This is a genomic window from Pseudonocardia bannensis (assembly GCF_012911875.1).
Lineage (GTDB): Bacteria > Actinomycetota > Actinomycetes > Mycobacteriales > Pseudonocardiaceae > Pseudonocardia > Pseudonocardia bannensis.
The window spans coordinates 52,468-64,454 of the sequence record NZ_JAAXKZ010000017.1; the positions used below are offsets into that span (position 1 = coordinate 52,468).

An 11,987-nucleotide genomic window follows, 5' to 3' on the forward strand; every position below is an offset into this window, starting at 1 on the left:
CGTCCTCACCCGATCCGGATGATTCGCCGGGCCCGCGGAGTGCTTGCTCGATCAGGACGGCAGCGGCGGGCACATGATGCGTGAAACGGTGGTTTCCGGGACGGACGCCGGGGCCCCGGCGAGCTCGGCGTCCGCCCCGGGCCCCCTCGCGCCCGGCCTGCTCCGGGCCATACGAGCTGCTGCTCGTGGGCGCCCGTCAGACCTTCGTGCCGAGCAGCTCACGGAGGTGCCGGTCGACCTGCGGCATGTACTCGGGGTTGACCGAGAACAGCCCGAGGTGGCCGAGCACGTCGTCGATGACTCGCAGCTCGCTGCCGGCGATCAGTTCCTGCTCGAGCCGGCAGTCCCGAACGGGGAAGAACATGTCCTCGTTGATCGGCATGACGAACGTCTTCGCGGTGACGCGGCCCAGTGCTGCGGCGAGGTCACCACCGGTGTGCCGGCTGACGTCGCCGCGCTGCCACTTCCACGCCATGCACAGCAGGTCGTTGGGGTCCATCGCGGTGAAGTAGGGCTCGAGGAATCCGGCCATGAAGGCCTCCTTCGAGTCGAACTCCAGAGCTCGCCAGACCTCCTGCTTCCAGAACTCGGTGGAGAAGCCCATCACCGCCCAGATGCCGGCATGCCGCTTGAGACCTTCGACGACGTCGGCGTTGGAGGTGTACTCCCCGCCGCTCCAGCCGGGATCGGAGGTGATCGCCTCGATCAGCGACTTGGTGAACAGGAAGTCGTGAGGAGTGTTGCGTGCCGTCCCGGCGATCGGAGCGGCCCGTTTGACCTTCTCCGGGAACCGGACCATCCACTCGTAGGTCTGTTGCGCCCCCATCGACCCACCGACCACGAGCTCGAGCGATGTGATGCCGAAGTGCTCACGCAGCAGCCGCTCCTGCGCGACCACGTCGTCACCGATCCGCACGTGCGGGAACTTGGACATGGCGATGTCCGCGTTCGGCCCGCTGGCGTTGTGCGGGGAGGTGGACAGGCCGCTGCCGATCTGGTCGACCACCACGATGAAGTACTTCTCCGGGTCCAGGGCGTGCCCGGGGCCTATGTAGGCGTCGCGCCAGATCTGATGGGTCCCCGAGTACCAGGTGCTGACGAAGATCGCATTGTCCTTCGCCTCCGACAGCCTTCCGAAGGTGGCGACCGCCAGCTGGCAGTCCGGAATCGATCCGCCTTCCTCCAGTTCCAGGCGACCGATGCTGATCAGCTCGTAGTCGCCGTGGAACTCGTGGCTGTAGAAGGGGTTGTCGAGGGCGCTCATGCCACACCCTCCATGATCAGGACGTCGTGATCTGCACCCGCCCGGACACCGGCCGGGGCTGCTGTCGTGTCCGTAGCCGTCATCGCTGCGACCTCCTCGTCGATCAAACGGTGAGTCCGACGTCCCCACGGGTGCCGCCCGGGCGGACGCCCGTAGGCGTTCGTCGGCGTAACCTGTAGCGCACCGGAGCACGCCGGACGGGAGTTCCGGTGGGCGCCTCCCGCCCGAGCGCAGATCAACTGTGTTCTGTGTCCCAGGCACGACGGTGTCCGATAGTGGGACAGGTTCTCGGTTCGGCTACTGGCCCACCATGTGTCGGGAGACACACGGGGGTGTACCTCATGGACGACGGCATGGAACGGCGGCTGCTCGTCGCCACGGCACGCGCGGACTTCCTCAGCAGCGGCAGCGACGACCTGTACGGCGTGCCCGACCATGTCGCGGCATCCTGGCGGCGCAGTGCATCCTCGGGTGTGCGGCCGCACGAGGTGGCCAGCGTCTTCCACACCGAGCTCGACCTGAGCTCACGGCTCGTACGCTGCGCCCGACCGATCATCGAGCGCTTGTCCGACGAGGTCGCCGACGTCCCGATCAGCGTCGCGCTGACCGACAACCGGGCACGCATAGTCAGCCGGACGGACAGCAACGCCTGGATCGGGCGCCTGTTGGACAACGTGTACTTCGCTCAGGGCTTCGGCTACGCAGAGGGCTCTGTCGGCACCAACGGTGTCGGGACGGTCCTGGAGTCCGGGGAGTCGGTGCACATCGTCGGCCCGGAGCATTTCGTCGAGTCGCTGCAGTCGTTCTCCTGCGCCGGCGCGCCGATCCGCGACCCGCTCAGCGGCCGCATCGAGGGAGTCCTGGACGTCAGCTGTCTCAGCGACCAGTCCAGCCCGCTCATGCACTCGCTCGTCCGTTCGGCGGCACGCGACATCGAGCACAACCTGCTCCTGGATCGCAGCCAGCCCCAGCAAGCCCTGTTCGACGCCTACACGCGCATCGATGCCCGCTGTAGGGAAGCGGTGTTGGCGGTCGGACAGCGCGTCGTCATGGCCAACACGATGATGCAGACGCTGCTCGATCTCGGGGACCACGAGGCCCTGCAGGATCACACTCGGTTTCTCATGGCGCGCCACAACACCGTGGACGACGAGCTCGATCTCCCCTCGGGAGCCAGGGTCCGACTCCGCGGCACTCGTGTGACGGCCGGCGCCGAGGTCGCCGGCATGATCGTTGTCGTTAGCGTGCTCGCCGAGAAGGACCGCCCCGTCCGCCTCTCCGGCCGATACGCGGCGGGAGCCGGGCATGTCCCCACCAGAACCGGGCACCCTGACACCGCCACGCTGCCGCGAAGTACGCCGCCCCGGCGCATCGGTAGCGTGGGCGGCCGGACCCCCGCGTGGGGAGCCGCGGCGGCCGACATCGAAGTGGCGCTTCGGGCTCACGACGCGCTGCTCGTACTCGGCGAACCCGGCACCGGCCGGTTCACTCTCATCGCCGAGCTCTACCACCTGGTCCACGACAACGGGCGCAGCATCGCGCTCCATGCAGAGGACATCAACCAGGCATCCGAGGACACGATCGCCCTCCTCCTGCGGTCTGATGCAGCCCCCACGCTCTACATCATGCGGGACATCGACCGTCTGACCGAGGCGGCCGTCGATCGTCTGATCGACGCCATCCACTGCGCACCGGAACCCGATTCGCCGATCCATCTCGCCGCAACAGCCGCTGAGGCACCCCCGCACGACGCCTCATACCGTGCACTGCTGCCCTACTTCCGGGCCTCGGTCACCGTCCCGCCGCTTCGCCACCGTGGAGCCGACATCGCCGCGTTGGCCACGGCGATGCTGGCCGAACTGGCTCCGCACCGCGACGTCCGGCTCACGCGCGACGCTCTGCGTTTGATCATGCGCTACAGGTGGCCCGGTAACGTCCGACAACTGAAGCAAGCGTTGAGCGCCGCCCTGTCCAAGCGGCCCGTCGGGGCCCTCGAAGCCCACGATCTTCCGGCCTTCTGCCACAGCACGCCGCGAAGCACACTTCGCCACGTCGACGAGGTCGAACGGGACGCGATCGTCAAAGCCCTCAACGACGCGAACGGCAACCGCGTAGCAGCAGCAAAGGCACTGGGTCTGGCCCGGTCGACGCTCTACAGAAAAATCAGGCACTACGGCATCACGAGATGAAGTCCGGCGGACCCTCCCGGCGCCCGGGAACCTCGACCGCCAGACGAGCCGGTGTGAGCACCTGACCGACGCGAGCCCATCGAACCGACCGTCGACCTTCGAGGTCATTGCCCGGTAAGCCGCTTCAGCAGGGCAGCGCCTGACGACGTGAGCGGTGGGCAGTCCTGTGACCCCGGCAGCGCACCTGCAGCTCGACGGTGTGGCCGACGACGGCCTGCGGGCCGCGGGTGTCCGCCGTGCACGCGCGTGCGCCGTGGATACCGAACGACTCACGGGGACGCCGGCAACTGCCGGACCAGCGATCGTCCCGATCTGGGACACCCCCTGCATGTGGGACACCGCTGACCATGAGGTCACTGGGAGTGACCCAGGGCACAGAAAGGTAGACCACGAGATGACCACCGACACAGCAGTGAAGGCCGAGGTCGACGGCGCATCCGCGGCCCAGGAGCTCGATGCGCTGATCATCGGCGCCGGGGTGGCAGGTCTGTACCAGCTCCACCAGTTGCGCGAACAGGGGCTACGGGTGCGTGCGTATGACGCGGCATCCGACGTCGGCGGGACCTGGTACTGGAACCGCTACCCCGGGGCGAGGTTCGACTCCGAGGCGTACATCTACCAGTACCTGTTCTCCGAGGACCTCTACAAGGACTGGAGCTGGAGCCAGCGGTTCCCCGACCAGCCCGAGATCGAGCGATGGATGCACTACATCACCGACCGCCTCGACCTGCGCCGGGACATCCGGTTCTCCACCACCATCACCAGCGCGCGCTTCGACGAGGAGCGCAACCGCTGGATCGTCCGCACCGACCGCGGCGAGACGATCGACACGCAGTTCCTGGTCACGTGCTGCGGGATGCTCTCGGCACCGTTGTCGGAGCTGTTTCCCGGGCAGGACAGTTTCCGTGGACCGCTCGTCCACACTTCACGGTGGCCGCACGAGGACGTCGACCTGGACGGCAAGCGCGTCGGCGTGATCGGCATCGGCGCGACCGGCATCCAGGTGATCCAGACGATCGCCGACCGGGTCGGGCACCTGACCGTCTTCGCCCGTACACCCCAGTACGTCCTGCCGATGAAGAACCCCGCCTTCGGGCCGGCGGAGGTGGCCGCCTACAAGGAGCGCTTCACCGAGCTGCGCAAGACCCTGCCCTACACCTTCACCGGCTTCGAGTACGACTTCGAGCACATCTGGGCCGACCTGACCCCACAGGAGCGGCGGGACGTGCTGGAGGAGAACTACGAGAACGGCTCGCTGAAGCTCTGGCTGGCCGGGTTCGCCGAGATGTTCTTCGACGAGCAGGTCAGCGAGGAGGTCTCGGAGTTCGTCCGGGAGAAGATGCGCGCTCGGCTGAAGGACCCGAGGCTGTGCGACGTGCTGATCCCCCAGGACTACGGGTTCGGCACCCACCGGGTTCCGCTGGAGACCAACTACCTGGAGGTGTACCACCGCCCGAACGTCGAACTGGTCGGCGTGCGCGACAACCCCATCACGCGCATCGCGCCCGAGGGGATCGTGCTCAGCGACGGCACCGTGCACGAGCTGGACGTCATCATCCTGGCGACCGGGTTCGACGCCGGCACCGGCGCGCTCACCCGCATCGACATCCGGGGGCGTGGCGGCCGGTCACTCGCGGAGGACTGGGGCCGCGACATCCGCACCACGATGGGCCTCATGGTGCACGGCTACCCCAACATGCTCACCACCGCCGTTCCCCTGGCGCCGTCTGCCGCACTGTGCAACATGACGACCTGCCTGCAACAGCAGACGGAGTGGATCAGCGACTGCATCGGCCACCTGCGCGACCAGGACAAGACGGTGATCGAGCCGACGAAGGACGGCGAGGACGCCTGGGTCGCTCACCACGATGAGACCGCCGCCGCCAACCTGATCTCCAAGACGACGTCGTGGTACGTCGGTTCGAACGTCCCTGGCAAGCCCCGACGGGTGCTGTCCTACACCGGTGGAGTCGGCACCTACCGGGAGAAGTGCAGCGAGGCGGCAGCCGCCGGCTACGAGGGCTTCGAGATCCGCTGACGTCCGTGACGGGCGCCGGCGCCCAGGCGCCGGCGCTCGTCCCGCTACTCGCGGAAGGGGCGTATGACGCAGAGGTTCACGCACGGCGCGGACGCCGGCCGCGCCGGCTCGGCGGAGACAGGTTTCCTGGCAGCGTGCGGCGGAAGGCCCGTCTGCGGTGAGGGCCTTGGGACCCCTCTGAGCCCGCGGAGTCCTGCGGTCATGACGATCGTTCGCCGATAGGTGTGGGGCCTCTACCGCTGTCAGCGGCCGAGCGATCGGCCAGAAGAAGGATGCGTACGCGCCAGCACCGGCTGTAGCGTTGCCGCGTGGGGCGTCGTGCCCTGTTGGGCGTGCTGGTCGCGCTGGCGCTCTTGGCCTTTGTGGCGGGGCGGCCGAGCGAACCGGCGCACGCGCAGGCGGCCGAGACGCTCGAACTCGTCAACGTCGAGATCGACCGCACCGGGATGCTGTTCCCGGAGCGCTGGGTGATCACGGAGAACAGCGCCAGCCTCGACACGCCGCAATACAGCCACGAGCACAGCTGGACGATCCCGCGCACGATCCCGCCCACCGGCGCGCAGGCGACGGTCACGACGACCGCGACCGACAAGACCGGCGCGCGAATCTCGGCGGTGACGACCCTGTTCGGCTACATCAACATCGACAGCACCCTGACCAGCGCCCAGGTGGTCGCGAACGCCGATGCCGCCGCCGGCCAACCGACGGTGACCGAGACGCAGACCGTCACTCTGACGCCGCGCGGCGGCGGCCCGCCGTTCGTGACCGCGCGCGTACAGGACGGTCCCGACGTCAAGTTCAACTACAGGATCGTGACCACCACAGGGTCGTGACCACGCCGTCGCCCGCCCCGCCGAGGCGTGACGTGGCACGATCTCGCAGGTGACCAGCAGACCCGCCGCGGCGCAGCACCTGCGCGACCTCGCGCGGCTGCGCCGCGTCCGCGACCGGATCGACCGGGAGTACGCGCATCCCCTGGACGTCGAGGCGCTCGCCCGCGGCGCGCACATGTCGGCCGGGCACCTCAGCCGCGAGTTCCGGCGCGCCTACGGCGAGTCGCCGTACGGCTACCTGATGACGCGTCGTATCGAGCGCGCGATGGCGCTGCTGCGTCGTGGCGACCTCAGCGTCACCGAGGTCTGCTTCGCGGTCGGCTGCTCGTCGCTGGGCACCTTCAGCACTCGCTTCGCCGAGCTGGTCGGTGTGCCGCCCAGCGTCTACCGGCGCCAGGCGGCCCGAGCGACGGAAGGGATGCCGTCGTGCGTGGCGAAGCAGGTGACCAGACCGATCAGGAATCGAGAAGCGCAGGTCACCGAACCGCACCTAGCGTGACAGCCATGGACGTCACCATTCACGCGAGCTTCCTCCCGCACGACGACCCGGACGCCGCCCTGGCCTTCTACCGCGACACCCTCGGCTTCGAGGTCCGCAACGACGTCGGTTACGACGGGATGCGCTGGATCACGGTCGGCCCCGCCGACCAGCCCGGCACGTCCATCGTCCTGCACCCGCCGGCCGCCGACCCCGGCGTCACCGACGACGAGCGCCGCACCATCGCCGAGATGATGGCCAAGGGCACCTACGCCGGCATCCTCCTGGCCACCAAGGACCTCGACAGCACCTTCGAGCGGCTGCAGGCCGGCGACGCCGAGGTCGTCCAGGAGCCGACCGAGCAGCCGTACGGGGTTCGCGACTGCGCCGTCCGCGATCCCGCGGGCAACCTGATCCGCATCCAGGAGTTGCGCTGAGCCGGTCGGCGATCGCAGTCTTGACCTGCACGGACGGCACCGTGAAGGAGCCCGAGCACGACGCCGGTGGCGGCCGCCCGGCGGCCACCGTCACCGGCCCTGATGGCAGCATCCCGAGCTGCTTCACGACCGACGAGTGCCGACCCCCGCTCCCGCGCTCAGCGTCGTCGCGACGCCGAGCATCGGCTCACCCACGACGTGTCCATGATCGAGGGCGAAGTCGAAGTCCTCGAGATCGACGCGCTGCCGCAGGAGCGAGGTGACCGGTTCGTCGCGCACACCGGCTTCGACCCGCGTGCGCCGGCACGCCGTACCGCTGGTTCCGCATCTCCCCGCGCCGCATCCAGGCTTGGCGCGAGGTGAACCAGATGCTCGACCGCGAGCTGATGCGCGACGGCCGCTGGTTGGTCTGACGCCTCGGCCGGGCGCGCCGCGGCCGGCGTCAGCCGGACGGGCGTAACGCCACCCCGCCGGTACCGCCGATGAGGTAGACAGCGGACCGTCGCCGCGACCGCGCCGACGACCGAGAACCAGACGTACTGCTGGAAGCTGGTCGGATCGAGCCAGGCGACGCCGACGGAGACCGCGAAGGCGGCCCCGCCCAACGGATGGAGACACGATGAGCACGGCCACGAGGACGGACACGCCGTCGCCTGCGCTGCACGTTGCCGACAGCCACGATCTGATCCGCGTGCACGGCGCGCGCGAGAACAACCTCAAGGACGTCAGCATCGAGATCCCGAAGCGCCGGCTGACGGTGTTCACCGGCGTCTCCGGCTCGGGCAAGAGCTCGCTGGTGTTCGGCACGATCGCCGCGGAGTCGCAGCGGCTGATCAACGAGACCTACAGCGCCTTCGTGCAGGGCTTCATGCCGACACTGGCGCGGCCCGAGGTCGACGTCCTCGACGGCCTGACGACCGCGATCATCGTCGACCAGGAGCGGATGGGGGCCAACCCCCGCTCCACCGTCGGCACCGTCACCGACGCGAACGCGATGCTGCGCATCCTGTTCAGCCGGCTCGGCCGGCCGCACATCGGCTCGCCCCAGGCGTTCTCCTTCAACGTCGCCTCGATCAGTGGCGCGGGTGCGGTCACCCTGGAGCGCGCCGGACGGAAGGTGAAGGAGCGTCGCGAGTTCAGCATCACCGGCGGCATGTGTCCGCGCTGCGAGGGCCGGGGCTCGGTCAACGACATCGACCTGTCCCAGCTGTACGACGACAGCAAGTCGATCAACGAGGGTGCGATCACGATCCCCGGCTACAGCATGGACGGCTGGTACGGCCGCATCTTCGCCGGCTGCGGCTTCTTCGACGCGGACAAGCCGATCCGCACGTTCACCGAGCGCCAGCTCCACGACCTGCTCCACAAGGAGCCGACCAAGATCAAGATCGACGGCATCAACCTCACCTACGAGGGGCTGATCCCGAGGATCCAGAAGTCGATGTTGTCCAAGGACGTCGACGCGCTGCAGCCGCACGTCCGCGCCTTCGTGGAGCGGGCGGTCACCTTCACCACCTGCCCCGAGTGCGGCGGCACTCGGCTCAGCGAGGCGGCCCGGTCGTCGAAGATCCAGGGGGTCAGCATCGCCGACGTCTGCGCGATGCAGATCAGCGACCTCGCCACGTGGGTCCGCGGGCTCGACGAGCCGTCGGTCGCGCCGCTGCTCGCGGCGCTGGGCGGAACCCTCGACGCGTTCGTGGAGATCGGGCTGGGATACCTCTCACTCGACCGGCCGTCGGGCACGCTGTCGGGCGGCGAGGCGCAGCGCACCAAGATGATCCGCCACCTCGGCTCCTCGCTCACCGACGTCACCTACGTCTTCGACGAGCCGACGATCGGGCTGCACCCCCACGACGTCCGGCGGATGAACGACCTGCTGCTGCGGCTGCGCGACAAGGGCAACACCGTGCTGGTCGTGGAGCACGAACCGGAGGTGATCGCGATCGCCGACCACGTCGTCGACCTCGGTCCGCGCGCCGGCACCGAGGGCGGCGAGGTGGTGTTCGAGGGAACCGTCGAGGGGCTGCGGGCCGGCGGCACCATCACCGGCCGGCACCTGGACGACCGGGCCTCGGTGAAGCCGTCGGTGCGGACGGCGTCGGGAGTGCTGGAGGTGCGCGGCGCCGGCACCCACAACCTGCAGGACGTCGATGTCGACATACCGCTCGGCGTGCTGGTCGTGGTGACCGGCGTGGCCGGGTCGGGAAAGAGCTCACTGATCCACGGCTCGGTGTCCGGCCGGGACGGGGTGGTGTCGGTCGACCAGGGTGCGATCCGCGGCTCGCGACGAAGCAACCCGGCGACGTATACCGGACTGCTCGACCCGATCCGCAAGGCGTTCGCGAAGGCCAACGGCGTGAAGCCGGCGCTGTTCAGTGCCAACTCCGAGGGCGCCTGTCCCACCTGCAACGGCGCCGGCGTCATCTACACCGACCTGGCGATGATGGCCGGTGTCGCCACCACCTGTGAGGAGTGCGAGGGGAAGCGGTTCCAGGCATCGGTGCTGGAGTACCACCTCGGCGGCCGCGACATCAGCGAGGTGCTCGCGATGTCGGTGACCGAGGCCGAGGAGTTCTTCGGCGCCGGCGAGGCGCGCACGCCGGCCGCGCACGCCATCCTCGACCGGCTCGCCGACGTCGGGCTCGGCTACCTCAGCCTCGGCCAGCCGCTCACCACGCTGTCCGGTGGCGAGCGGCAGCGGCTCAGGCTGGCCACCCACATGGCCGAGAAGGGCGGCGTCTACGTCCTCGACGAGCCGACCAGCGGCCTGCACCTCGCGGACGTCGAGCAGCTTCTCGGCCTGCTCGACCGGCTCGTCGACTCCGGCAAGTCGGTCATCGTGATCGAGCACCACCAGGCGGTCATGGCGCACGCCGACTGGATCATCGACCTCGGCCCCGGCGCCGGCCACGACGGCGGCCGGATCGTCTTCGAGGGCACACCCGCCGACCTCGTCGCCGCCCGCTCCACCCTCACCGGCGAGCACCTCGCGGCCTACGTCGGCACCTGACCGAGGCCCTCGCGGACACCGTGAGCCGAGTGTTCTCATCTGTTTCGACTCGTCTCACTCCGTGACCGATAACGCTCCTTACGGAAGTCCCGTTCTCCATCGACGGTTCGGTGGGGTACGCCACTTCGACCGGCCCACCCCGCAGATCTCATCTATCACCAGGTCGATCTCCCGTGCTGCCTTGGCGTCCCTACCCGGCAGCCGGAGGGTCAGCAGGAGCGAGACGGCCAGCGGCGAGGGTCGCCAGGGCGGTGACGGCGAGCGCTCCACCCGACGGGCGTCGCGCGAGCTGGAGGCCACGATCGCTCCCCCGGAACGATCAGAGGCCCCTGAAGGGGCCTCTGACCTGCGGAGCCGCCTTGGGAGTCGAACCCCAGACCTACGCATTACGAGGGAACCAGGGAGCGGCGCTGAAGGCTTTACCAGCACCGATCGCGCGACTCACCGCTCTGAGGATCCCGTCGCACCACGGCGAACACCGGACTCATGCCACGAGCCAAGCCACGGATTCGCTCGGCATACTCCGGACTGCGGACTACGAGGTCGACACCTCGGTACCCGGCTCCTCAGCCAATGCAGCCTCGCGCACCCGCCTTCCGTTCGAGCTGAAGGGGTCGCTGCTCGACTTCCGCCGGGACCTGACAGACGCCTGCCTGAACCGCCCCCACGGTCATTTCGTACACACTTGCTGGCATGGGCGGTTGCTGGCGCTCGGCCGCGGCCATGGAGCGCAAGCGGCTCGCCATCATGTCGGGTTCGTCGGCGGTCGTGAGGAGCAGGGTCCCGGTCGGGTCCGGCGCCGGGACTGGTTCGGCGGCCAGCGAGGCGAGGACGGGCTCGACCGCCTCCGACTCGTCGAACCGTGACGGCGAGGCGGTGACGCGGGCCGGTGTCGGCGAGCAGGTGGAGGTCGAACGCAGTCGACCTCGATCGGCGCGCTGCTGTCATTCGGCCGTCACGCAGTACGCCATCAGGTTGCGCGGCAGTCACCACATGCGTCGCCAGGCGGTACCATCGAGGGGAAGAAAGCTGGCCACCGCTGCACGCTGTTGGTCCAGACCATGGCCGACCTTGGCGATAGGTGCTGGACCGCCGACCGGTGGCCACGCCGTCCGGTGTGGGCTGTCCGGCCCCCGCGGTGGCGTTTCCGCAGATCCAAGGGTCAGCTCGCGTTCCGGAGGAGCCACACCTCGGCCTCTCCCCGCGACGCCATGACCCGACCGCAGCGCTGTGCGCGGTAAGGCCGCCACGGCGGCCCTGCCGGGCATTCCGGAGGAGGAGTTCGTGGCTCGACGAGGCCAGCCCCAGACGAGGGCTCGCCGTAACGCCCCCCGAGACCGAGGACGCGGCCGCGAACGCGGCGACGTCATGTCGGTGCTCGCGCACTCCGTCCGGGAGGTCGAGACCGCCCTGCGGAGCGGCCGGGTGACGCCCGCGACGCGCACGAAGTTCCAGGCGGTCGCACTGCTGTTGCGCAAGGAGCGCGCCCGGGTCCGGGCGGAGGGGAACAGCAGCGACGCGCGCCGGGCCGAGCGGCTCAAGCGTCTCGACCACACCGCGACGACCCTCGCGATGACCGCCGTCCGTGATCCGGCGCTCCTGGCGCTCCTCGCCGAGGACGCCATCGTCTCCGACGAAGCCAGGTCGCTCACCCGGGACATGCTGCGGAAGGCGGGCAGCGAGACGGGCCTCGAGACGGACGTCGACGAGGCCCCGCCGGTGGAGGCCCCCGCCGCCC

At 69.2% G+C, this 11,987-nt stretch carries 8 protein-coding genes and 1 pseudogene; 7 read left to right on the forward strand and 2 right to left on the reverse strand.

Annotation, left to right across the window (positions count from 1 at the left end; translation table 11 throughout):
- Positions 1-196 precede the first annotated feature (196 nt).
- Positions 197-1,264: an alpha/beta fold hydrolase gene (locus tag HF519_RS07440; protein WP_169411456.1), complete on the reverse strand. Its 1,068-nt coding sequence runs from the start codon at positions 1,262-1,264 to the stop codon at positions 197-199.
- A 341-nt stretch (positions 1,265-1,605) separates the two neighbouring features.
- Between HF519_RS07440 and HF519_RS07445 the strand changes: the two genes are divergently transcribed.
- From HF519_RS07445 to HF519_RS07465, 5 genes are all read left to right on the forward strand, one after another.
- Positions 1,606-3,453 (forward strand): sigma-54-dependent Fis family transcriptional regulator, encoded by a 1,848-nt coding sequence (locus tag HF519_RS07445; protein ID WP_169411457.1) that lies wholly within the window; start codon positions 1,606-1,608, stop codon positions 3,451-3,453.
- A gap of 394 nt (positions 3,454-3,847) precedes the next feature.
- A complete protein-coding gene (locus tag HF519_RS07450) occupies positions 3,848-5,491 on the forward strand; it encodes a flavin-containing monooxygenase (RefSeq protein ID WP_169411459.1) in 1,644 nt (547 codons plus the stop codon).
- A 332-nt stretch (positions 5,492-5,823) separates the two neighbouring features.
- Complete coding sequence (locus HF519_RS07455; protein ID WP_169411461.1) at positions 5,824-6,324, forward strand: hypothetical protein; 501 nt, start codon at positions 5,824-5,826, stop codon at positions 6,322-6,324.
- A 49-nt stretch (positions 6,325-6,373) separates the two neighbouring features.
- Complete coding sequence (locus tag HF519_RS07460) at positions 6,374-6,823, forward strand: helix-turn-helix transcriptional regulator (protein WP_169411463.1); 450 nt, start codon at positions 6,374-6,376, stop codon at positions 6,821-6,823.
- 5 nt (positions 6,824-6,828) lie between these two features.
- A complete protein-coding gene (locus HF519_RS07465; RefSeq protein ID WP_169411465.1) occupies positions 6,829-7,239 on the forward strand; it encodes a VOC family protein in 411 nt (136 codons plus the stop codon).
- A 123-nt stretch (positions 7,240-7,362) separates the two neighbouring features.
- On the opposite strand, the gene HF519_RS30305 is transcribed toward HF519_RS07465, so the two are convergent.
- A complete protein-coding gene (locus HF519_RS30305; RefSeq protein ID WP_211169665.1) occupies positions 7,363-7,518 on the reverse strand; it encodes a hypothetical protein in 156 nt (51 codons plus the stop codon).
- A gap of 340 nt (positions 7,519-7,858) precedes the next feature.
- Here HF519_RS30305 and HF519_RS07475 point away from each other — a divergent pair, with 340 nt between their 5' ends.
- Both HF519_RS07475 and HF519_RS07480 read left to right on the forward strand, forming a co-directional pair.
- Entirely contained in the window at positions 7,859-10,249 is a 2,391-nt protein-coding gene (locus HF519_RS07475) for an ATP-binding cassette domain-containing protein (RefSeq protein ID WP_169411467.1), read from the forward strand.
- Positions 10,250-11,617: 1,368 nt separating this feature from the next.
- Positions 11,618-11,987 (forward strand): annotated as a pseudogene (locus HF519_RS07480) (ATP-dependent helicase); the annotation flags it as partial.

Coding starts and splice junctions, on each gene's coding strand:
- HF519_RS07445 (WP_169411457.1), top strand. CDS start 1,606: ATGGACGACGGCATGGAACGGCGGCTGCTCGTCGCCACGGCACGCGCG.
- HF519_RS07465 (WP_169411465.1), top strand. CDS start 6,829: ATGGACGTCACCATTCACGCGAGCTTCCTCCCGCACGACGACCCGGAC.
- HF519_RS07450 (WP_169411459.1), top strand. CDS start 3,848: ATGACCACCGACACAGCAGTGAAGGCCGAGGTCGACGGCGCATCCGCG.
- HF519_RS07440 (WP_169411456.1), bottom strand. CDS start 1,264: ATGAGCGCCCTCGACAACCCCTTCTACAGCCACGAGTTCCACGGCGAC.
- HF519_RS07475 (WP_169411467.1), top strand. CDS start 7,859: ATGAGCACGGCCACGAGGACGGACACGCCGTCGCCTGCGCTGCACGTT.